Genomic DNA, 24633 nt, shown 5'->3' with positions numbered 1-24633 from the left:
AACGCGTTTTATTAATTTTTTAACAGCCTCTTTTTATAATTAAAAACTATACTTATTATTGTTGTTGTTTTACCATTTTATAAACTTCTGATCCTGCCGCTAAAAATGCTCCCGTACCATAAACTTCTGTTTTATCTGCCCAAGCTTTTCCTGGTGCCGCACCAATTGGCTGTACATATCCCAACATTCCGTCTTTTGTAATATAACCTACCAATGCATTCCAAGCTTTTTCTACGTGAGGTTTATAGGTTTCTTTATCTAATAAGCCATTATTTATTCCCCAAGCCAATCCAAAAGTAAAAAATGAAGTTCCACTAGCCTCTGACGTTGGGTAAATTTCCTGATTTAATAAACTCATTGCCCAATGCCCTTCTGGAGTTTGAATTTTGATTAGCTTTTTAGCCATTTTTAAATAAATATTTTTAAAATATTCATACTCTTTTGTTCCTGGCTCGTATTCATCCATTATTAATGTTAATCCACCAAAAACCCATCCGTTTCCTCTTGCCCAAAATATTTTTTTACCATGGTCTAATGTTCCTATATAACTATTGTCTCTGTAAAATAAATCCTCCTCATTATCATATAAATGATTACGTGTTGCTTCAAACTCTTTCATCATAAAGTTTGTGTACTTTTTATCTCCAGTTTCCTTTGCTAATTTAGCCCAAACCGGTGGAGCCATAAATAATGCATCACACCATGTCCAACGTTCTAAATGTTTATATTTATCTAAAGTAATTGGTTGCTTACTAGGATTTTCAATTATATAATCAAAACTTTCTTGGGTTGGTTTAATCATATAATCATCGCCATATTTACGATACAATTCAAAATACATTTGACCAATTGTATGATCATCTGCATGGTATTTTCTATTATGTAATTTCCAATTTTGCTCTTCTCCTATTCCCTTTAACCATTTATAATAGTTTTTACCGCCTTTCATTTGAGCCAACTTTACCATACCAACATATAAAGCTCCATTTGTCCAAGCAGCTATATGATGTGGTTTTTTTCTTCCACTATATGTTTCTCTAAAATGCTCAATTTGCCAATTGGCAACCTTTTTCATTTCTTTTTTAACCGATTTTGGTTTAATAGTTTGAGATTCCGCTGAACTAGATATACCAATCAGCACTGTTAAAATTAATATTAGTTTAAAAATTTTCATATGTAGTTAAATTAGTTCAAAAACAAATATATTAAAAATCCAATCGATTGTATTGTTTCAAAAAGATAAATTTAATAACAATTAGTAGTTCAATTCTGGTAATAGATGTTTAATTCTTATTTTTTTTAGGTTTTTTGAGGCAGTTGAAGTTTCTACAGATTATATATATATCCGTTTTTAACTGACTTGTACTTAAATTTACTGTGTCATTTAAAACCTAATACTCTTTTTAAATGTGCTTAAATACCCTAATTATCAAATTTTTAAAATAGAAAAAGGTGTAACTGAATAATTATCAGTTACACCTTTTAGTTATATTATATTTTTGTTTTATTTCTTTGGAGTAATTTTAAATGAAAAAGCGTGATTTCCAACTTTTTCTTTTGGAAGGTTTATTGTTAGTCCTTTTTCATTTGAACTAAATTTTAGATCCCCTTCATTCCCTAATAATTGAATAGATTCAATTTGGTGTTTGTACAATTGATTTCCTTCTTTTAAAGAGCGGATTGTAAAGTCTTTTCCTTTTGGCCAATCAAGTACAGTAGCGTACAAAATATCTCCTTTTGTTGTAAAACGAATATCTTTTGCCGTATTATCACCATTACTTCTTTCACTTAAATGTCCTTCAACAACAGTTGCGTCACCTTCTCCATAAATCTCAAAAGTTCTAGTCCCATAAATGGCTTCACCATTTATTTTTAACCATTGTCCCATTTCTAACAAACGTTCTTTAACAGGCTCAGGAATAGAACCGTCGGCTCTTGGAGTAATATTTAAAAGTACTGCTCCATTTTTACTAACAACATCTACTAAAAAGTCAATTAATCTGTCTGTAGATTTATATTCAGGATCACTAATATCACACCAAGCTTTCCAATCTATAGAATCATCTGTTAACCATGGAAAATCTTTTTTCTCGCTCATTCTAGCACGTTCTAAATCATAAACGGCAGAACCTTTTGCAAAATCATAAAATTTATATGTTGAAACAACTTCTTGATTCTTCTTATCAGCTTGATTGTAATAATACTCTAAAAATTCTTTTCTATGTTCTTCACTAATAACATCCATTTTGTTATCAAACCAAACTAGATCTGGATTATATTTATCAATAATCTCTTTTAATCTATTTAACCATTCATCATTAAATTCTTTATCTCCAACAGGATAATAACTTTCAATACCTTCATCAATTTGATGTTTACTTCTAGGCATTTTATTATCACCTTTTTTTAATTTAGGCCCATATAACCCTGCATATTTAGGATCAGATGCATCTGTAGTTTCATCCCAAGTTGGGTACCAACCAAATAACCAATGACGGTGAAAGGTTGCAATAAATTTCATATCACGTTTACGAATTTCTTTAGATAATTCGCCCATAATATCTCTTTTAGGTCCCATATCTTTTGAATCCCATTTTGTAAGATCAGAATCCCACATTGCAAAACCATCTGCATGTTCAGAAACTGGTCCTGCAAATTTAGCTCCTGCTTTTTCAAATAAATCAGCCCACTCAGCGGCATCAAATTTTTCAGCTTTAAACATTGGAATAAAGTCTTTATATCCAAACTTATCTAATGTACCATATGTTTTCACATGGTAATCATATATTTTATGCGCTTTACCATTTTTAGCTTCAGGATTGTCTTTGTTTACATACATCCAGTGCGAATACCATTCGGTTTCATGTGCAGGCACTGAATATGGTCCCCAATGACAATAGATACCAAATTTAGCATCTAAAAACCAGTCTGGGGTTTTATGTTGTTTTAAAGATTCCCAATCAGCAGCATATTTTTCAGCTTTCTGTTGTTCTACTTTAACTTCCTCTTTTTTCGCCTCACCACATGAAGTAAAAATTAAGGTTACTAAAACTATAGTTATTAGTTTAAATAAATGTTTAAAATTCATAATTCTTATTTTTTTTGTAAAAATATAATTCTATTGGGTTTTGAACTATCACAAATAGATTAAATTCTAGCACCATTATCTTTTATATATAAATTATCACTTTACTTATGAACTATTTCCACTCGCTTAGCTCAAAAGCATTTAACCAAATACCTTTATTACCTTTGCCGTTGAAATTAATAATTACTGGTTTATTATCATCTGCTTTAAATATAATTTCTGAAGTTCCTGGTAAATCCCATTGCATCTCTTTTCCTTCGGTTATTTTTGAAATTACAGCATTACCATTAATTGATAAACTTGAAGTTACCGTTACTTCTTTTTCATAAGGAAGTTTATAAATTGATTGCGCTCTCATTGTTTCTTGATTAGGATCCATTAAATCTGAATTTGTTCTAGGTGCGTGGTGCCAACTTTTTAGCTTGTAAATTCCTTTAGGTAAATTTTTCAATTCTAAATTCATTCCTTCTTTATCTATTGAAATAACACCTTCACCAAAAGCAAAGCCATATTTTCCAATAACGTTCATTTCGCCTAACCAACGAATAATTCCATTAGAAGAACCATTTTTTAATTCTGCTTTAACACCTTTAAAATTTTTGAAAGAATATTCATTTTTAGCTTTATCTTTTCCGTTCCAAGCATTCCACCCGAATTGTAATAATTGATCAGGTGCACCTAAATCTACTCTTTCTTTAGTAAAATCGTAAATTGGTTTTGCATTTTTCTGAATTTCATCAATATTGTTTGCAACCAATGAAATATTTGATTTGGCTGATTTTAATCCTTTAGATTTTGCTGTAACAGTTATTTCCCCAACAGTTTTCCCTGCTCTAATTAATGCTGGAGCAACTCCATATTCTGTAAACATTGGATTTGCATTAATAGTTGCTTTATCTCCAACAACGGTTGCATCTCCTTTTATAGAAAACTTAATTTTCTCTTTAAAATCACTAACTACGTTACCATTTTTGTCTACCACAGTTGCATAAGCTACAATTATATCATTATTATCAGCTGTAAAAGTTCTACCTTCAGAATCAACTTTTAATTGAATTGCATATGGTTTTCCTGGCGTAGATTTTTTAGCTTCAAGCGTTGTTCCATTTTTAAAAATAGCCTTTGCTACTATACTTCCTTTTTTATAATTAATATTTTTAAAATGAAAAGGAGCGTGTTTTAAACCAACGTAACTTGTATCTGCACTAGGTTTTAATTTCTTAATTAATTTTCCGTTTAAAAATAATTCAACATCTGGAGCGTTACTAAATACAGTAACTTCTTTAATTCCTTCTTTCCAATCTTCAACTATTTTAACAAAAGGTTCAGTCTTAAATTCGGTTTTGTACCAATCTAATTCTGGTCTTGGATATCTAAAAATAGTCATCATACCACTTCTTGTTCTGTCAACTTTATCGTTTGCTCTAGCATGAGTTGGGTGAAAGGTGTAATAAGCGTGTGCTGTCCAAGAAATCAATCCAGTCATTAAAGGATCTCTCATATATGGAGCAACACCAGCAGCACCGCTTCTTCCTTCCATTGCAAACATTGGTTCAGCTCTATCCCAAATAAATGGCCCGTACAGCATATTTGCATTGATATCTGTTAATCCAGATGCCTGCCAACCAGTCCATCTTGCACCTTGCGAAGCTGTTAACCTTGTTGGATCTTCTTGTTTAATAGCATTGTGAACTCTTGGTACATAACCGCGGTGATTTACACCTGCGCCCCACATAACAATTGAAGGATGATTTCTGTGATTTCTTACCAGTTTTCTAGCTGCGGCTTCTAAATTATCCCACCAAGCGTCATTTTGCGACATAGAAATCCAAGTTGGTGCTTCTTCATAAGCCAAAATACCTAATTCGTCACAAGCATCTAATAAAGCATTGTCTTGTGGATAATGAGCTGTACGCAGAATATTAAATCCAAACTCTTTAAACTGTAACATATCTTTATAATGCAACGAATTTGGAACTGCATCTCCTATATAAGGATATTGTTGGTGACGGTTTGCTCCTATTAATTTAATTGGTTTATTATTTAAAATAAAACCTCTGATAGGATCTAATTCAAACTTACGTAAACCTATTTTATTTTCAACAAAATCAACTTCTTTATTGTTAATTTCAATAACGCTGTTAACTCTGTATAAATATGGGTTTTCAGTATCCCAAAAATGAACATTGTCTTCAATACTTCCTATTTGGTTGAATTGAAATTCTTGTCCGCTTTTTATTTCAGAAGTATTTACCAGCTTTAAAACAACAAGCCCTTCTTTATTAATTAATCTTGTAACTAATTGGCAATTTATAGCTTCTGCATTTTCGTTTTTAACAGCTGTTTTTATATTAATAGTTGCATTTTTGTTAACCACATCAATAGTTGGAGTAGTAATATTTACTCCAGAATTTAATGTTTCCCAATTAAAAGTAACGTGTACTGGATTGGTTTCAACCAAATAAACATCTCTGTACAATCCACTAAATTTTACATAATCAAAAGGACCTGGATCTGGTGGAATAATTTCGTTTCTTCTATTATCAACTAAAAGGGTAACCTGGTTATTTCCTTTATTTACAAAATCTGTAATGTCGAAATGAAAGGGAGAATATCCTCCAACAGCATGTTGGCCAACGTGTTTTCCGTTTACCCATAAATCTGTTACTTGGTGAGCGCCTTCAAATTCTAAAAATATTTTTTTAGAAGAATTATTAACTTCAATATTTCTGCGGTACCAGCCAACTTCTCTATGAAAAACCAATTGTGTTTTTTCATCTTGTAAACCATCTAAGGTAAGTGATGTTAACTTTAAAGTATGTGGCACAGTAACAGATTCCCATTTAGAATCATCCAAAGAAACTTCAAAATTCTTAGCTTCTGGATTTCCTAAATGAAATTTCCAATCTTGATTTAAATTTAACTTTGTTCTATCTGTTTTAGGGAAACCAAATGGCAAATCTTGAGCAGATATTTTTAAAGTCAATGAAACCAGCAAAAATATTAAAACAGGTATTTTAATCTTATAAATCATAGTTGTTGTATAATCTTTAATAATTTGTTTGAATAACAAATATAAATCTCTTTATAAATTATAAATGCAACAAATGTTTTATTGTTTAAGTGTATTGGTTAATGATACAAAAAAAAGGCTATTCCAAATGAAATAGCCTTTTTATATTACTATGGTATTTATAAAGAAACTACTTTAGAAATAGTTTTTGAAGCACCCAAATCTAAACTTCTTTGAGATGGTAAAGATCCTCCAATATAAACTTTATAATCTCCTTTTCTCAATACTTCTTTTCCTTCTGCATTAAACTGATTGAAGGTCTCTTTCGTTAAATTAAACGTAATAGTTTTAGTTTCTCCAGCTTTAATAAACTCACGTTTAAACGATTTTAAATCGTAAATAGGGTCTTCTTTTCCTGCTAATGGAGAACTAATATATAACTGAATTACTTCTTCGGAATCTAATTTCCCTGTGTTAGTAATTTCAGCAGTTACTTTGTAATTGTTGTCTATTATTAAATTTTTGTATTCAAATGAAGTATATGACAACCCAAATCCGAAAGGATATAAAGGTTCTTTACTCATATACTTATACGTTCTACCTGCCATATTATAATCAATATAAGGAGGTAATTGATCTACAGATTTAGGAAAAGTAATTGGTAATTTTCCTGAAGGAGGAACATCTCCAAATAATACATCTGCAACAGCATTTCCGCCTTCTTCTCCAGGATACCATACAAAAAGAATCGCATCAACTAAATCGTGTAATTCTGGAATTGCGATTGGACTTCCACCTGTAAGAATTAACACAATTGGATTCTCCGTTTTACTTCTAATTTTCTTGATATAATCAATCTGATTTTGAGGTAATTTAATATCTTTTCTATCTCCACGAGAATCTGAAGCAATTGCTTCACCCTCTTCACCTTCAAGCAAACCAGAAATACCCATCACAGCAATACAAACTTCAGATTCTCCAGCTTCACCTGTAGACCAATCTATTGGGTTTACATTGTGTCTAAAAGGTAAAACACCCGATTTATAATTAATAGTAGTTCCAGGACTAACTTTACTTACAATACCATCTAAAATAGTTTGAGTACTACTTGTTAAACCATAGTAGTTACCTAATAAAACTTCTTCACTAGAAGCATTAGGACCTACAACATACATTCTTCTTGCATCTTTTTTTAATGGTAAAATATTGTTTTTATTTTTTAATAAAACAATAGATTTTTGAGCAACTTCTTTTGCTATTTGTCTGTGTTTTTCAGAATCTATAACAGAAGCCGTAATGTTGTCATATGGGTTTGTGCCAATTGGATCAAACATTCCTAATTTAAATCTTGTTAATAAACTTTCTTTTAATCTTTGATTGATTAATTCAACAGTTATTAATTTTTGATCTAAAGCGCTTTTTAATACAGAATAAACATTTCCACAGTTAATAGTTGTACCACTTATTAAAGCTAGTGCAGCAGATTCTTCAGCTGTTTGAGTTACTTTATGAAATCTATGAAAATCGCTAATAGCTCCACAATCTGAAACTATATATCCCTCAAATCCCCAATCTTTTCTTAAAATATCTTGTAATAAATATGGACTACCACAACAAGGCACACCTAAAGTACGGTTATAAGCCCCCATAACACCTTCAACTTTTGCTTCTTTCACTAAAGCTTTAAAAGCGGGTAAGTAGGTTTCAAATAAATCTTTGTTGTTTACAACAGCATCAAATTCATGTCTAAATTCTTCTGGCCCAGAATGTACAGCGTAATGTTTTGCACATGCCGCAGCTTTCATATATTTTGAATCCGTTCCTTGCAAACCTTTAACAAAGTTCACACCTATTCTACTAGTTAAAAAAGGATCTTCACCATAAGTTTCTTGACCACGTCCCCAACGAGCATCTCTAAATATATTTACATTTGGAGACCAAAAAGTTAATCCTGCATAACGACTTCTATTACCTATTTTTATAGACTCGTTGTATTTTGCTCTAGCCTCATCTGAAATTGCAGTACCAACTCTTAATATTAAATCTTCGTCAAAAGTAGCACCAAATGCAATTGCTTGAGGAAAAACAGTTGCTCTACCATTTCTAGCAACTCCGTGTAAAGCTTCATTCCACCAATTGTATTCTGGAATATCTAAACGTTCAATTGGAGGGCAAACATCTAATAATTGCGAAGTTTTTTCTTCTAAAGTCATTTCAGCAATCAATAAATCAACTCTTTCTTCATTTGAAAGAGAAAGATTATCCCATTTGAATTTTAACTCTTTGATAGCTTGTTTTGGCGCTTCGTTTTTTTGATCTGTTTTACAGCTGTAAAAAGATATAGTTGCAATAATTGCAACTATAAAATAACTTGTGATTTGTTTAAATTTCATATCTAATTTATAAAAAAATAAAGAGGTACATTAATAAAGTTTAAATGTACCTCTTTTAACATTAATTCAAAAAATATTATTTAATTAATATGCTTATAGTATAAGCATAGTCACATGGTTTTTTTGAAGGCATTGTTACAATTAAACCTTCTTTTGTTTGTTCCCATTTTATAGCTTCTTCACTTCCTAAAACACTCACATTTTTTATGTTAATGTTTTTAGCGTATTGAGAATTTTTAGCTAACGTAGTTATGTTCACTTTACCATCTTCTGGCCAATCTAATGCAATAGCATATAAGTTATTTCCTTTATGCGTAAAACGAATATCTTTCGCAGATAAATCTTGGTTATTTCCTTCTGAATGATGACCTTTTTTTACCTCTGTTGGACCTTCACCAAAAGTATCCCAATATTTAGTATCATAAATAGCTTCGCCATTTATTTTTAACCAATCTCCCATTTGAAGTAAAATTTCTTTTTGATCTTCAGGAATTGTACCATCAGATTTAGGGCCAACGTTTAATAATAAACATCCATTTTTAGAAACTATATCAACTAAATCATCAACCAATTGATTTGCTGTTTTAGATTTCCAGTTAGTTACATAACTCCAAGAGTTTTTACCTATTGAAGTATCTGTTTGCCAAGGTAATTTTCTTATACCTGGTAATTTCCCTCTTTCTAAATCATAAACAACAGTTCCTTCAGGAAAAGCTTCATGTGAAAAGTTTTTATCTTGTAAAACAACTTCTTTATTCCACTCAATACCTTTATTATAATAGTATGCCGCCAATTTTGGTCTCATATCTGCAAAATCTGGAATATCTAAGTAAAAATCGAACCATAAAATATCTGGTTGGTAATTATCAATAACATCTTTAGTTCTTGCCCACCAACGCTCTTTAAATTTTTCGGAAACAGGCTCTGTTAAATCTTTTCCTTTTGAAGAATATAAATCTGCATATTCAGGGTCAGTAGTATCAAAATGATCTTTTTTATTGTAGAAAGACCAGTTAAAAGCAAAATGTGATGATGTTCCCATTATCATTCCTTTTTCTCTACCTGCTTTAAATAATTCACCTAAAACATCACGTTTTGGCCCCATATCATAAGCATTCCATCTTGTAGTATTAGATTTGTACATTGCAAAACCATCATGATGATCAGCAACTGGAATTACATATTTAGCTCCTGCATCTTTAAATAAATCTATCCATTCATTTGCATTGAACTTTTCGGCTTTAAACATTGGTATAAAATCTTTATAACCAAATGTTTTTTGATCACCCCAATTTTTCTTGTGATGTAAAAACTCTTTTGTTGGCCCTGGATGTCCTGTACCTAATTGAGCATTAAAATTTGCCGTATCCATATACATTTGTCTAGGGTACCATTCTGAACCGTACGCAGGAACTGTATAAGCTCCCCAATGGATAAAAATTCCAAACTTAGTTTTATTGAACCATTCAGGGTCTTTGTAGTTTTCCTTTATAGATTTCCAGTTAGCTTCGTAGGTTAACTTCCTTTCTTTAGATTCAGATGCACCTGCTAATTTTTTTTTACTTGTATTACAAGATGCAAAAAGAAAAAGCATTGCAAAAAAACTTAATATTAATAATCTCGTTGGTTTCATTAGTTGATTGTTTTTTGGTTTACAAATTTTGATAATGTAAAAATCGCATTATTTTAGTTTTTGTGTTAAAACTATTAGATTAAAACCCGTAACAATTGTGTTATTTATTGTTTTTCTTAATTTATAAGTTAAGAAACAATATACCTCATAAACCTAATATTAAGATACTTAATAATTTTAAAACATAAAAAACAAACTCTATTATGAAGATCCTATAAAGTATTAAAATTATTTTTTAATAAAACAAAAGCCCCTTTGAAACTAATCAAATGGGCTTTAAATCCAAACTTTAACTTATTTGTTATGGACGTTCTTCTTTTTCAATTAATTTGAAATCATCATAGTAAACTGTTAAGTCGCTATCTAAATTTCCATTTATAATTCTTAAATAAAAACCAGTAATGTTAGATGCTGCAAACTCTCCAGTAACTGTAACCCATTCTCCTTTTGGTTTATCATCTAAATTAACCCAAGTTTGAGCCCATGTAGGGAATCTAAATAATCCCATTGCTCTTCCTGATGTATTAGAATCTTCCGTAATGAACATTTTCCAACTTACTACAAACTTCTCTCCAGATTTATTAAGTATTGGAGTAAAATCACTTGCAGGAGTACTCATAGACGCTTCTTTTTGTCCAGGTACCATATCTAATTTTATACTATAATCACCTGAAAATGCTATTTCTCTTGAAAATTCAGCAGTTGCATTATTACTCCAATATACTGCCCATGCAGTTCCTCCGCCATCTTCAAAGCCAGATTGGTTAGCTGTTAATAAATTTACATCATGCATTATTACAGGTATATCTGTAAATGCAACAGGTACTCTTGTATCTGTTGACTCTATTCCACTACCATCTAATAATGAGATAGTTATAACATCTGGTCTGTAAATTTTTTCAGCCAAAACAATATCTAACAATGTGCTATCATTTGTATTAATAGAAACAGAAGAAACCGCAAAATCAACTCCATTAACTGAAACTTTAAAAAACTCTTCCTTTTCTAAAAATGGTGCAAATTCACCATTAAATGGAATTTGAATTGTTTCATCTTCCAATTCTTTAACAACACCTGTTAACACAAATGGTTTAGATGAAGGTATTACTTTAAAAGGTGAAGTTAAATTATATCTTTCAGAATCTCCAGGTAAATCTTGACCAGTTCTGTTAGCTGTAATACTAGCTGTAAAATTTCCTAACTTTTTAAATATAATATCTGCAACTTCTGCACTACTAGAAGCAACAACATCATTTTCAGAAGCCACTGCTCCTTCAACTAATGTTTTTCTCACAGACCAATATCTTCCTGTAGGCTCACCAATTGTTGTTTTATCAATAAATTGCACCTGATCTCCTGCTTCAACATAGATAGTATCTGTACTTTCATGATTTACTACAGCTCCAAATTGTCTAACTTCAATTTCTGGTATAATGGTATCATAAACTTTTACTACAATGGTAGTATCCATAACCCAAAAATTACCTTCTTTTACTGCTGGCTTAAAATAACTAACTTTTTCACCAGCGGCATCACTCCATTTATTCCCTCTGAATGTTACAGAATCTTCAAATATATTACGAAGTCTAACCTTTTGATATCCAGAATTATTAAACAATACATGTACTGTTTTATCTTCAGTAATAGTATCTCCATCATAAATTATAAATTGTTCCAATACTGAATCTCTACTATTAATTGGTCCTTCAAGAAAATTATTTCCCTTTTCTATTGACCAATTGTGTTCTATATACCCTTGAGATAAATCAGCGAATGATAAATAATCAAAAATATTTAATTGCAATGTATCGCTTTGTGTTCCTAATCCCGTATAAAACCCAAAATCTGAGAATGAATTAGGCGCCTCATATTCGTCTTCCTGGCATCCAATTAGGACCGCTAAAAAGGCAAAGCCTATTAATATTTTATTTTTCATGTTTTTCATTTTATTTTAATAAAAATTGTATTAAAAGAAATCTTTAAAAGACTATTCTTCTCCATTAACAATTGGATTAGTAATTATCTCGTTATTTGGTAATTTCCAATATGCGTGTTCACTTTCAACATAATTTACTGATGCTTCTTGGAATTCATTCCAATTGTCATCAACTAAAGAATCACTTGGATCTAATTCTTTTACAATTGATCCCCAACGTGTAGTTGTAGTTCCATCCTCTTTTGTAAATTCATAATTATCTGCAGTATATCTTCTTGCTGCAAGTTCTACGAAACGTTGTTTTTTAACACCCCATCTTCGTAAATCTGCATTTCTATTTCCTGATGCATTTCCTTCACAAGATAATTCTAATGGATATTCTTTATAACGCAAATGATTCATTAAGCTTTCAGCATCATAAGAATTGTTATCGTGGTCATTTAATGGATACTCTCCAGTACCTATTAAGCCTAATAATTGAACTCCTCCACGTCTTCTAACTCTGTTTATATATACTAAAGCTTCGTCAACATTACCCATTTCAATCAAACACTCAGCATATTGTAAATAAATTTCAGACAGTCTTATTAATCTAATATTAACTCCACTTCTTACTTTTCCTGGAGATAGGGCTTGTTCACTTTCAGCTCCTAAATCCCAGTTCGTATTCTTTCTCCAAAAACAAGTCATTTTCACATTAAAATTACAAGCCTCAGCTGTTTGGTCATAACCATAATAACCTATGTCTGGATCATCAACAATGGCAACAGAATACGAAGTTCTTAAACTAAATTTTCTAAAACGTTGCGTACCATCTTCTTCAGTAATAATATTTCTAGGATCAGCGTAATCTATAGGGTCATTTCTATACTCACCAATTAACCAGTTAGCGGCTACTGCTCCCCACCAACCGCTTGCACCGGTAAGTTGTTGTTGTATTGATGATGCTCCTGTATCTCTCCAATCCCATTGATTTAGCTCTTGCTTATAATCAGTAGAACGAACAATTTCTAAAATAGATTCTTCATTTAACTCATCCATTGTAGTAAAGTTACTACCAGGATTAGGTGTTAATGAATAACCATATTTTACAATAACATTTTTAAAATATTCTGCAGCTTTTGTAAAATCATTTTCTTGTAAATATGATTGTCCTAAAACAGCTTCTGCAGCACCAGCTGTAACCCTACCTTTTTCTTTGGCCTCCCAAGAAACAGGTAAATTATTCATTGCATAGTCTAAATCTGCACGAAAGAAATCTTTAACCTCTTGAGAAGTGCTAATACTACGGTAAAAACCATCTTCTCCACCTGGTACTTTGTCCCATATAACAACTTTACCATCATTAAAAGATTGATTTAAAATAAAATACGCAAACCCTCTAATAAATTTAGCTTGAGCTCCAATTATCACAGCTTCTGCCTCATCATTATTATTACTAAAAGTACCTTTTAAATTATCTACAGCTTCTATTACTTGATTTGCTCTAAAAATGGTTGTATATAATTGAGCCCATTTTTTCTCGCCATCTGAAGAAGCTTCATTAAAAGTTTGTAAATATTTTTCATTTATATTAAATGGTCTTTGGTAACCAGATGCCCAAGCTAAATCACTTCTTTGCAACTCAGCAAGCAATTGATAATTATTATCACTTCCAAATGATTTATAGGTAGCTACAAGCCCCGTATTTAAATCACTAATTGTTTTCCAATAACTATCTGTTGATAATTCATTTGGATTTGTTTGTTCTAGAAAATCATCTGCACAACTAACCATAGTAAATACAAATAGTATCATCAAAGTTAGTTTGCCTATTACTATATTTTTCATGTTAAAATATTTTTTTTGAATTTTTATATCTAATTTTTTCATAATAACGTATGTTTTAGATTAAAATTCTAGTTGAACACCAGCTCTTACTTGAGAACTTACAGGATAAGTACCTTTATCTATACCTCTAGTACTTAATCCGTTATTCCCTACCTCAGGGTCATACCCAGTATAATCAGTTAAAGTTACTAAATTCTGACCAGCAACATAAACTCTTAACCTTGACAAGCCCATTTTTTCAATTACACTTTTAGAGAAACTGTACCCTAAAGATATATTACGTAACCTTACGTATGTCCCATCTTCTAACCAAAAATCATTTCTTCCTCTCACATTATCATGAGTTTGAGAACCTCTATACACAGGTATTTCAGATGTTGTATTTTGAGGAGACCATTGGTACACTAAATCTTGGTGATTACCATATTGATAAGCATAAGCTTTACTACCATTCATAATCTCACCTCCAAATGCACCATAAATCTGTGCAGATGCATCGAAATTTTTATAAGAAACTGAAGTATTAAAACCTATCTCAAATTCAGGAGTTCCACTACCTGAATATTGTCTATCATTAATATCAATAACTCCATCTCCCGTATCAGCAACTCCATCTCCATCAGAATCTACAGTTAAAGCATCAACCAATCTCAAATCTCCAAGTTTTGCACCACTAGATGGTAATTCAACTAAATATGCATCTAACTCCTCTTGGTTTTGAATAACTCCATCTGTTTTAATTAAGAAAAAAGCACCACCCTCATAACCTTCAGCTAGTACTGATACAGCATCATTGTCATTATCTGCACCTGAAATATTACTATCATTAAAATAAATGATTTTATTTGAACCACTCATTTTAGTTACTTCATTTGTATTTCTTGTGTAATTTAATCCAGCAGTCCAACGTACTTTACCTTTATTTCTATAATTTAAAGCTAATTCCGTACCATTGTTCTCCATATCACCAACATTTAAAACAACTGAAGCGTCACTTCCTGAACCAGCACCAACTGTAATTGGCAAGTATACAGGGAACAACATATCTTCTTTATTTGTTTTATAAAAATCTGCAGAAAATGTTAATCTATTTTTTAAGAAAGAAAAATCAATACCAAGATTTTGAGAAACTGAAGTTTCCCAAGAAACCAATTCATTTGCATATGATTGTTGAATACCTCCTAATTGTAAATTAGTATTATCTCCAGATCCAAAAACATAATCATTTTCTAATGTAATACTTGAAGCATATGCATAATCTGCAATACCTTGGTTACCTGTAGTACCATAACTAGCTCTTATTTTTAATGAAGATATAGCATTTTTTAGCGGTTGAAAGAATTGTTCATCACTTACATTCCAACCTGCAGAAAATGAAGGGAATACACCCCAAGGCTCCTCTTTAAATCTTGAAGAACCATCTCTACGTACACTAGCACTTAATAAATATTTTCCTTGATAGTTGTACTGTAAACGAGCCAACATACCTATAAGAGTATTTTCTCTATCTTGCCCCCATTGTCCTTTTCCAGAACCTGCATTAGGATCTCCTGTTGCACCATTCAATACAGTAATATCATTATTATTTATATCAAATTTAGAAGCAAAAAATGAAGTAAAACTGTATTTTTCAGCAGAATATACACCTACAAAATTTAAGTTATGATCTCCAAATGATTTTTTCCAATTAATAATATTCTCCCAAGAAAATCTTTTTGATGTTGAACTATAATTGTAAATTTTAGATTGTTCACCTGGTAAAGGATCTCCTTCCCAGTTATATGCAACAAATTCTGGATTAATTACTATTCTTGTTCCATTTTCCCAACCACCAGATACTCTAGTTGTAAATTTTAAGTTTTTATTAAAACTATACTCAGCTCCAAATCTTCCATCAAAATAATGGTTTTCTTGATTATCACTTTGTAATAATTTTCTACCTAAATAAGATAAGTTAGAGGCTGAACTTCCGTCACCAGCATCATCAATAGACTCTAAGTTATCAGCTAAATCTGTTTGAAGTGCTTGATATCTATAAGCATCTTTTAAAATTCCCCAAGGGCCATTTTCCTTATTTTCAATTCTAAAAGATAAACCACTTGTAATATTCCATTTCCCTTTTTTCATTTGAGAATTGGCTCTTACATTAAACCTATCATAACCAGAATTAATTACCATACCGTCTTGATTGAAAAAGTTACCTACAATATTGTACGTTAATCCTGCTTTACCACCAGATAACATTAAACTATAATTTTCAATAGGAGCATCATCATTTTGAATTAAATCAATGATACTTGTATTATTAGTTAACTGACTAGGATTTTGTTCAGCACTGTGCCAAGTATTACCATACACATTACCATTTACAGCCCAAGATTGTAAAAAGTGAGAATACAATCTATCGTTTGCATCCATAATAAAAGTACTAGAAGTAATACTTTGAACTCCATAATAAGCATTGGCACTTATTTTCATAGAGCCTTCTTTACCCTTCTTTGTTGTAACCAAAATTACACCAGCAGCACCACGCGTTCCATAAATTGCAGCAGAAGCGGCATCTTTCAACACATCAATACTTTCAATTTCATTAACACTTAATTTAGGATCTCCTTCAAAAGGAATTCCATCTACAACATATAATGGTTTGTTACCACCATTAATAGAGGTTAAACCACGAATCATCACATTTGCTTCCGATCCTGGTGCTCCAGAACTAGCAACAACTGTTACACCCGCAATTTGTCCTTGTAATGCTGAATTCATATCAGATGTTGCTGTTTTACTCAATTCATCAGAATTAATTTTAACAACTGCACCTGTTACTTCTTTCTTAGCTTGAGTACCATACCCAATTACAACAACTTCTTCTAGAGCCGCTACATTAGTTTTAAGTACTACATTAATGTTTTTACGTCCGTTAACGTTAATCTCCTGAATATCAAAACCAATGTAACTATAAACAAGTACACTGTTTGAATTCGCATTAATCTCATAGTTACCGTCAAAATCAGTAGCTACTCCATTTGATGTTCCTTTAACAAGAACACTTACACCTGGTAGAGGTTGTCCATCTCCAGTAACTGTACCTTTCACGGTTACAGATTGTGCTTGAATTGTACTAAAGCTAAGAAATAACATAAATGTTACGAAATAAGCTTTGAGTTTCCAATTAACAAGTAAATTGAATTTCATATTATTATTGTTTTAAGTTTGATGCTACAAATTTTAACATCTTTTAACAATAAGTGGGTAACAATCGTCCTAATTAGTAAAACTATTAGATGATTCACTCTTATAACTACTTAGTTTACAAGCGTGTTTAAAAACTAAATTGTAAAATTGATGATTTAAGGAAATTTTATGACTTTAAAAATAATAAGCTTTTAAAGAGCTGATAAATAAGTTAATTTTAGATATAATTATTAATTATATTGCTCAATAAAACAACTAACTATATAAAAATGAATATTGAAGAATGTAGAAACTACTGCTTATCTAAAGGGTTTGTAACTGAAAGTTTTCCTTTTGATGAACAAACATTAGTGTTTAAAATTGATAATAAAATGTTTGCCCTATCTAGTTTAGAAAAACTTCCGGCAAGCATAAACCTTAAATGTAATCCTGAAAGATCAATTGAACTAAGAGCTAAATATAATGAGATCACTTCTGGCTACCATATGAGTAAAAAACATTGGAATACTGTACAGATTGATGGTAATTTGACTAGTTCGGTTATAAAAGAACTAATTGACCATTCTTATGAGTTGGTAGTTAAAGGTCTTTCAAAAAAAAGACAAAAAGAGTTAGGCTTTACTTAAAAATAGTATACTTAGTGCCTCTTTCTAAATTCTGAAGGTGTAATTCCTTTAGTAGCTTTAAATTTTCTATTAAAATTAGCTAGGTTATTAAACCCTGATTTATAAGAAATTTCAGTGATACTTAAATCATTTTTCTTTGCTAATAATTTACAAGCATTTCCAATTCTAATATCAATTAAAAAATTTACAAATGTTTTATTAGTTCTTTGCTTAAAATATCTACAAAAAGCATTTGGAGTCATATTAGCAATATCCGCTACATTCTGAAGGGTTATCTCTTTTTGAAAATTATTCATTGTAAATTGAAAAATATCACTCATACGCTTTCCTTCATCTCCTGCATATTTTTTCAAATTAATTAACGAAGATAATTTCTGTTTTTCAGACTCTGATATTATTCGTAAAATTTCTAAAAATGAAATAAATTGATTGTATTTTGATAATTTACTCAATTCTTCTAATAATTTAGATAACTGAAGTTTATTAGAAAGAATTCTATACCCTAAATCTGAATTATTGAAAAAACCCTTAAAACCTTCAAATTCTGGCAAAGTAAAAAATACTTCTCCAAAAGCATTTTTAGCAAAAAATACGGTAACCATTTCTGTTTCATTTTCAAAAGCCACATCTCTTTTAAAAACATGTGGTAAATTTTCACCCAAAACAAATATGTCATTTTCTTTAAAATGACCAACACAATCGCCAATAATATAGGTACCTTCACCCTTAAGCACCACACTAATTTGAATTTCTTTGTGTTGGTGAAGTTTCTCGTAAAATGATTCTCCCTTGTAATTTTGTAAATACAAGGTTACATTTTCTGGTTTTGGTATTTTAAATGGTAATACTTTCATAATTTGAATGCTTCAAAATTAGTTATATTTTTCAAATAAGTATCATATCAGGATAAAATAATACTAATATCATCTTTTTAATTAAAAATATTAAAACAACTATTGGGTTTTTAAAAATCAAGATTGTGTAAATTTGTTTGAAATTTTGTTAATTAGCTATAATGATTACTGGAAAAAATTACATTGGAAACTTATTATCATCTATTGGAGAAAAAACTTTTACAACCTTTAATCCAATTGAAAATAAAGAAAACGAAACTATTTTTTATGAAGCCAATAAGCTAGAAATAGAAGAATCTTTATCCTTAGCCGAAAGAGCTTTTAATAAATATCAATTAATATCTGGTATAGATAAATCTAGATTTCTTAATGAAATTGCTTTTGAAATTGAAAAATTAGGCGATGAATTAATAAACACATATTGCTCAGAATCTGGTTTAACAAAAGAAAGAGCACTAATAGAAAGAAACAGAACTGTTTTTCAATTGCATTCTTTCTCTAAATTAGTAAAAGAAGGTAGTTGGGTTGAAGCCTCCATAGATACATTCAATGAAGATAGAAAACCAATTGCTAAAAAGGACATTAGAAAAATGTTGGTTCCAATAGGACCAATAGCCGTATTTGGATCAAGTAATTTCCCTTTAGCATATTCTACTGCGGGTGGAGATACTGCTTCTGCATTAGCCGCAGGTTGTCCTGTAATTGTAAAATCACATCCAATGCATGCTGGCACAAGTGAATTAGTTGCATTTGCAATTATTCAGGCAGCCGAAAAAACAGGAATGCCAAATGGCGTATTTTCAAATTTAAATAGTAGCGATAATACCGTTGGCGAATATTTAGTAAAACATTCAATTATAAAAGCCGTTGGTTTTACAGGAAGTTTAAAAGGAGGAAAAGCTTTATATGATTTGGCTTTAAAACGATCTGAACCAATTCCCGTTTTTGCAGAAATGGGAAGTACAAACCCTGTTATTTTGTTACCAAAAGCAGCTTCTAAAAAAGGAGCTTATTGGGCAAAAAAATATGCATCCTCAATAACATCTGGCTCTGGGCAATTTTGTACAAATCCAGGTTTAATAATAGGTATTAATGGTGATGCACTATCTAACTTTATTAAAATACTTTCAGAAGAAATAAAAACAATTGAACCTTCTTGTATGCTTCATCCAAATATAGTTGAAGCCTATGAAAAGAATAAATTAAAATTATTAGACAATAAAAATGTTATATCAATAATTAAAAACAAAAAAAACACTCCTGTTAACTTTGGAAAACAAACTATAGCAACTGTTGATGGCGCTACTTTTCTCAAAAATAAAAACTTACATGGAGAAATATTTGGCCCTTTTTCTTTAATTGTTCAATGTAAAAACACCAATGAACTAGAAGAAATTATTTCTAATTTAGACGGACAACTGACTGGTACAATTCTTGCAGATGAAAATGAAGAAAAAAACTATTTAAGTTTAATTAACTCTTTAAAACAGCACGTAGGAAGACTTATTTTTAATGACATTCCTACTGGTGTAGAAGTTTGTGACTCTATGGTTCACGGAGGTCCATTTCCCGCTACAACAGATAGCAGATTTACAGCTGTTGGAATTAATTCAATAAAACGTTGGGTGCGCCCTGTTTGCTTCCAAAATTGGCCAAATAGTATGTTACCAGATGAGTTAAAAAATGAAAATCCATTAAAAATAACCCGATCCGTTGATGGAGCAGTTCAAAAATAGCCAATAAATTAAATAAGAAATAAAACTATTAATATTCAATAAAAAATAATTAGCATTTATGAAATTTTTAAGACCTCTTTTGTTACTAATAATAATTAGTGCTTCAACAATAGGATGTAGAATAAAACTAGAACCCGTTGAAATTTTAACATTTCAACAAAAAATTGAAAAACTTTTTCCTAATGCTCAAATAACCAAAATGGAAGTAAAAGATCATTTTACAAAGGCATATCAAATTGTTTTAGAGCAGCCTTTAGATCATAAAAATCCAGATGTAGGTACCTTTAAACATTATATGTATTTATCTCATATAGATGAAGCAAAACCAACTGTTATTGTTACTGAAGGTTATAATGCAGTTCCTAGAACTTACGAGTTAAGTAAAATTTTAAAAGGAAATCAAGTTCAAGTTGAATATCGCTTTTATGGGAAATCTAGACCAGATTCCATCCCTTGGCAATATTTAAAAAACGATCAAGCAATTGAAGATTACCATGCCATCGTAACCAAATTAAAACGATTATATACTGGTAAGTGGATTTCAACAGGAATAAGTAAAGGTGGTGAAACAGTTTTAATTTACAAATCTATTTACCCTTGGGATGTTGAAGTAGCTGTACCTTATGTAGCACCATTAATTAATACTCAAGAAGATCCAAAAACTGAGCAACATATAAAAACAGTTGGAAGTGATGCATGTAGAGCAAAAATTACGCAATTTCAAAGACAGGTTTTAATGAAAAGAGATTCAGTTTTAAATGAAATTTTGAAGTATGCAGAGGGGAAAAATATGAAATTTACAGAATTGTCAACAAATGAAGCTCTGGAATATGCCGTTTTAGAATTTCCTTTTTCATTTTGGCAATGGGGTGGAAATTGTGATGAAATACCAACCAAAAATGCAACCTCAAAAGAATTGTTCAATTATATAAATAAAATAGTGGGAATTAGTTTTTACAACGATAAAACCTATTATAATTTATTGCCTTCATATTACCAACATATTACAGAGTTAGGTTACTATGGTTTTGATACAGAGCCTGTAAAAGATTTATTAAAAGTAGTGAAAAAACCAACAAATTTACGTTTTGCTCCAAAAAATGTAGATTTAACTTATAACCCTTCATACATTAAAAATGTACGTGATTTTGTTGAAAATAAAGGGAAAAAGATATTATATATTTATGGCGAATATGATACTTGGGGAGCTTGCGCACCAAACCCAAAACCACATGTAGATGCTTTAAAAATGGTATTAAAAGGAGGTTCTCATAGAACAAGAATTAAAGATTTTTCTGAAGAAGATCAACAATTAATTTACGATAAACTTCAAAATTGGTTAGGGTATAGCGTAACTATTTTTCCTTTAACTAATAATTAATTATTAACTATATGCTGTTGGTTTTTATGAAAAGCACCTGCTTATAGTTACAATATTTAATTTATTTTTATTTTATGTCCGTAAAGAATCATAAATATATAAAAGGCGTCATTCTGAACTTGTTTCAGAATCACATAATGAAATAAGTGAGAATGATATGATACCCTGAAATAAATTCAGGGTTACGTGTGAGAAGTATATGACAGAAAACGATTATACAATATTATTTTATAATAATTGTGTTTACAATAAACTTTTACATCATGTTCTTAACTATATTTTAACAAAATTACAAATTAACTTGTATATTTGCTCAAATTTATTTTTTACGAAAGCCGTAAATTCAATTGATATTAAAAAAAATTGTAAAAATCAAAACCAAAAAACTATTTATGAAAACTTATTTCAAAGCACTTTTTTTACTGTTATTTATGTATTCCTGTGCACCAGAGGAGGAAGTAGAAATATCTTATAATCTTAATAAAACGGTATATCCTAGTGGATCTGGAACTGTGGCATCTGTTATACAAGGGCAACAAATTCAATTAATTGCGATACCACTAGACAATTATAGATTTATTGGTTGGTACCTTAATGATGAGTCTACAGTTTTAGAAACTGTTAATCCCATTAATATGTATCTAACTGAAAATAAAAATGTAAGAGCTATTTTTGAACTTAAAGATGAAGATAAAGATGGTGTTGCAGATATTAATGATAATTGTGATAATACTCCTTTTGGTGAAGAAGTAGATGCTAGCGGATGTTCTAGCTCTCAAAAAGATAGTGATGTTGATGGTGTAATGGATAACCAAGATTTATGCCCTAATACTTATTATGGATATTCAGTTGATATAAATGGTTGTGCCGATTACCAAAAAGATACTGATAACGATGGTGTAATGGATAACCAAGATTTATGCCCTAACACATTAAATAATGAAAGCGTTGATTATAATGGTTGTGCTGAATCTCAAAAAGATGATGATAACGATGGTTTAACAAATGATGTTGACCAATGTAATTATACTCCAGCTGGTGAGTCTGTTGATTATTATGGTTGTTCAGATTCTCAAAAAGACGGAGATAATGATGGTGTAACGGATAGCCAAGATTTATGCCCTAATACTCCTTTTGGATCTCCTGTTGACAATAACGGATGTGCTGATAGCGAAAGAGACACAGATAACGATGGTTTTATGGATGATGTAGATGTATGCCCTAACTCACCTGCTAATGCTACAGTTGATGCTTACGGTTGTGCAATGGCAGACAAAACGTATGTACCAGATGATGTTTTTGAACAATATTTGATTGATAAAGGTTATGATCATGATAATATTTTAGATGATTATGTACCAACTAATAGAATTGTAAATGTAACGTACCTAAATTTTGATTACGCTTATGGTTTAGCTGATTTAACAGGGATTGAAGATTTTACAAACTTGGGGTATATAAATGCATATAAAACGCAACTTACTAGTTTAGATGTAAGTAATAATTCTAAATTGTATCGCTTAAGAATTGGTCGTGCCCAACTTACCAGTTTGGTATTTGGAAATAATCCTATTTTACAAAGCGTATATGCCTATAACAACCAACTTACTAGTTTAGACTTGAGCAACCTTCCTTCTTTGAAATACTTGAGTGTTGAAAATAACCAACTTACTAATTTAAATTTGAGTAATAATCCAAATTTAAAAGATTTCTTCGCTAGTAACAATCAACTTACTAGTTTAAATATTACAAATACTCCTTATTTGTATAATTGTTACGTTGCTCAAAACAATCTTTCTACTTTAGATTTAAGTAACCGTTCTAACCTACGATATGTGCAAGCTCAAAACAATCAGCTTACTAGTTTAAACACAAGTAATAATACTAATTTATACAGTATATATGCTTATAACAATCAACTTACTAGTTTAAATGTGAGTAATAATACGTCTTTACGTTATTTAAATTGTGATGATAACAAACTTACTAGTTTAAATGTGAATGGAGCAACAGATTTATATGATTTAGATTGTGATGATAACCAACTTACTAGTTTAGATGTAAGTAATAATACGTCTTTACGTTATTTAAATTGTGATGATAACAAACTTACTAGTTTAAATGTGAATGGAGCAACAGATTTATATGATTTAGATTGTGATGATAACCAACTTACTAGTTTAGTTTTGGGTAATAATACAGTCTTATATAATGTAAGTGCGAATAATAACCAACTTACTAGTTTGGATGTGAGTGGAGCAACAGCTTTAGAGTATTTATATCTCAATAATAACAAATTTACTAGTTTAAATTTTAGTTACAATACAAGTATCAAAACTTTAAATATTGTGTATAACGATCTTCTTACTAGTTTGGACGTAAGTAATTTAGCAGGTTTAGAAAATTTGAGCGCCAATCAAAAATATAATGTCGGTAGCTCATTTACTAGTATTGTTTTGGGTAGCCATCCAAAATTATATCGTATAGATATTAATTATAGCAAAATAACTAGTTTAGATGTAAGTAATTGTCCTTCCTTAACTAGACTCCTTGCTTATACTGGATATGGTAATGTATACTCTTTACAATGTGTGCAAGTTAGCCAAACTCAACTGGATAATATAAATGCTATTCCACCAACTACTGATTGGTATTGGTATACTTATGTAGCAATTCCTTCAACAACAGGTTGTACTCCTTAATTGAAATAGAAAATTAAACAATATAGTATTAATAAAAAGAAGCTTCCAGAAATGGAAGCTTCTTTTTATTGTAAAAATATGTATAGGCGGGGGTATCTATTACAAAAGTTGGTTTCGGGTTCCTGCCTTCACTGGAATGACAGTAATTTTTTTGTCATGCTGAACGATAGTGAAGCATCTCACGTAATAGTGAGTTTAAAGATTCACCTTTTCGTTTCATTGTATTCATAATGAAAGGGTTAAGTT

General features: G+C 30.6%; 13 protein-coding genes. 4 read left to right on the top strand and 9 right to left on the bottom strand.

Annotated elements, in window-relative coordinates:
* Nucleotides 1-55 precede the first annotated feature (55 nt).
* The 8 genes from DAD81_RS01260 to DAD81_RS01225 all read right to left on the bottom strand — a co-directional run bounded on the left by DAD81_RS01260 (nucleotide 56) and on the right by DAD81_RS01225 (nucleotide 17088).
* A complete protein-coding gene (locus DAD81_RS01260) occupies nucleotides 56-1174 on the bottom strand; it encodes a glycoside hydrolase family 88/105 protein (RefSeq protein ID WP_111706411.1) in 1119 nt (372 codons plus the stop codon).
* A gap of 330 nt (nucleotides 1175-1504) precedes the next feature.
* Nucleotides 1505-3088, bottom strand: coding sequence for an alpha-L-fucosidase (locus DAD81_RS01255; RefSeq protein WP_111706410.1), 1584 nt, complete (start codon nucleotides 3086-3088; stop codon nucleotides 1505-1507).
* A 112-nt stretch (nucleotides 3089-3200) separates the two neighbouring features.
* A complete protein-coding gene (locus DAD81_RS01250; RefSeq protein ID WP_111706409.1) occupies nucleotides 3201-6122 on the bottom strand; it encodes a glycoside hydrolase family 2 protein in 2922 nt (973 codons plus the stop codon).
* 158 nt (nucleotides 6123-6280) lie between these two features.
* Entirely contained in the window at nucleotides 6281-8494 is a 2214-nt protein-coding gene (locus DAD81_RS01245; protein WP_111706408.1) for a glycoside hydrolase family 3 C-terminal domain-containing protein, read from the bottom strand.
* A gap of 76 nt (nucleotides 8495-8570) precedes the next feature.
* A complete protein-coding gene (locus DAD81_RS01240) occupies nucleotides 8571-10127 on the bottom strand; it encodes an alpha-L-fucosidase (protein WP_111706407.1) in 1557 nt (518 codons plus the stop codon).
* 301 nt (nucleotides 10128-10428) lie between these two features.
* A complete protein-coding gene (locus DAD81_RS01235; protein WP_157961052.1) occupies nucleotides 10429-12063 on the bottom strand; it encodes a hypothetical protein in 1635 nt (544 codons plus the stop codon).
* A gap of 51 nt (nucleotides 12064-12114) precedes the next feature.
* Nucleotides 12115-13893: a RagB/SusD family nutrient uptake outer membrane protein gene (locus DAD81_RS01230; protein ID WP_179950006.1), complete on the bottom strand. Its 1779-nt coding sequence runs from the start codon at nucleotides 13891-13893 to the stop codon at nucleotides 12115-12117.
* Nucleotides 13894-13953: 60 nt separating this feature from the next.
* Nucleotides 13954-17088, bottom strand: coding sequence for a SusC/RagA family TonB-linked outer membrane protein (locus DAD81_RS01225; protein WP_111706404.1), 3135 nt, complete (start codon nucleotides 17086-17088; stop codon nucleotides 13954-13956).
* 269 nt (nucleotides 17089-17357) lie between these two features.
* On the opposite strand from DAD81_RS01225, the gene DAD81_RS01220 reads away from it, so the two are divergent.
* The gene (locus DAD81_RS01220; protein ID WP_111706403.1) at nucleotides 17358-17714 is read left to right on the top strand and encodes an MmcQ/YjbR family DNA-binding protein; all 357 of its coding nucleotides are present in this window, start codon (nucleotides 17358-17360) and stop codon (nucleotides 17712-17714) included.
* Between the two features lie 11 nt (nucleotides 17715-17725).
* On the opposite strand, the gene DAD81_RS01215 is transcribed toward DAD81_RS01220, so the two are convergent.
* Nucleotides 17726-18568, bottom strand: a complete 843-nt coding sequence (locus DAD81_RS01215; RefSeq protein WP_111706402.1) for an AraC family transcriptional regulator — start codon at nucleotides 18566-18568, stop codon at nucleotides 17726-17728.
* 161 nt (nucleotides 18569-18729) lie between these two features.
* Here DAD81_RS01215 and DAD81_RS01210 point away from each other — a divergent pair, with 161 nt between their 5' ends.
* From DAD81_RS01210 to DAD81_RS21180, 3 genes are all read left to right on the top strand, one after another.
* The gene (locus DAD81_RS01210) at nucleotides 18730-20304 is read left to right on the top strand and encodes an aldehyde dehydrogenase (NADP(+)) (RefSeq protein WP_111706401.1); all 1575 of its coding nucleotides are present in this window, start codon (nucleotides 18730-18732) and stop codon (nucleotides 20302-20304) included.
* Between the two features lie 58 nt (nucleotides 20305-20362).
* Nucleotides 20363-21685: a S28 family serine protease gene (locus tag DAD81_RS01205; RefSeq protein WP_111706400.1), complete on the top strand. Its 1323-nt coding sequence runs from the start codon at nucleotides 20363-20365 to the stop codon at nucleotides 21683-21685.
* Nucleotides 21686-22077: 392 nt separating this feature from the next.
* Complete coding sequence (locus tag DAD81_RS21180; RefSeq protein ID WP_157961051.1) at nucleotides 22078-24387, top strand: thrombospondin type 3 repeat-containing protein; 2310 nt, start codon at nucleotides 22078-22080, stop codon at nucleotides 24385-24387.
* Nucleotides 24388-24633 lie beyond the last annotated feature (246 nt).

It is taken from the genome of Lutibacter citreus (assembly GCF_003260195.1).
GTDB lineage: Bacteria > Bacteroidota > Bacteroidia > Flavobacteriales > Flavobacteriaceae > Lutibacter > Lutibacter citreus.
This window is presented reverse-complemented; position numbering and strand designations above follow the sequence as displayed.

Coding starts and splice junctions, on each gene's coding strand:
- DAD81_RS01260 (WP_111706411.1), bottom strand. CDS start 1,174: ATGAAAATTTTTAAACTAATATTAATTTTAACAGTGCTGATTGGTATA.
- DAD81_RS01255 (WP_111706410.1), bottom strand. CDS start 3,088: ATGAATTTTAAACATTTATTTAAACTAATAACTATAGTTTTAGTAACC.
- DAD81_RS01250 (WP_111706409.1), bottom strand. CDS start 6,122: ATGATTTATAAGATTAAAATACCTGTTTTAATATTTTTGCTGGTTTCA.
- DAD81_RS01245 (WP_111706408.1), bottom strand. CDS start 8,494: ATGAAATTTAAACAAATCACAAGTTATTTTATAGTTGCAATTATTGCA.
- DAD81_RS01240 (WP_111706407.1), bottom strand. CDS start 10,127: ATGAAACCAACGAGATTATTAATATTAAGTTTTTTTGCAATGCTTTTT.
- DAD81_RS01235 (WP_157961052.1), bottom strand. CDS start 12,063: ATGAAAAATAAAATATTAATAGGCTTTGCCTTTTTAGCGGTCCTAATT.
- DAD81_RS01230 (WP_179950006.1), bottom strand. CDS start 13,893: ATGAAAAATATAGTAATAGGCAAACTAACTTTGATGATACTATTTGTA.
- DAD81_RS01225 (WP_111706404.1), bottom strand. CDS start 17,088: ATGAAATTCAATTTACTTGTTAATTGGAAACTCAAAGCTTATTTCGTA.
- DAD81_RS01220 (WP_111706403.1), top strand. CDS start 17,358: ATGAATATTGAAGAATGTAGAAACTACTGCTTATCTAAAGGGTTTGTA.
- DAD81_RS01215 (WP_111706402.1), bottom strand. CDS start 18,568: ATGAAAGTATTACCATTTAAAATACCAAAACCAGAAAATGTAACCTTG.
- DAD81_RS01210 (WP_111706401.1), top strand. CDS start 18,730: ATGATTACTGGAAAAAATTACATTGGAAACTTATTATCATCTATTGGA.
- DAD81_RS01205 (WP_111706400.1), top strand. CDS start 20,363: ATGAAATTTTTAAGACCTCTTTTGTTACTAATAATAATTAGTGCTTCA.
- DAD81_RS21180 (WP_157961051.1), top strand. CDS start 22,078: ATGAAAACTTATTTCAAAGCACTTTTTTTACTGTTATTTATGTATTCC.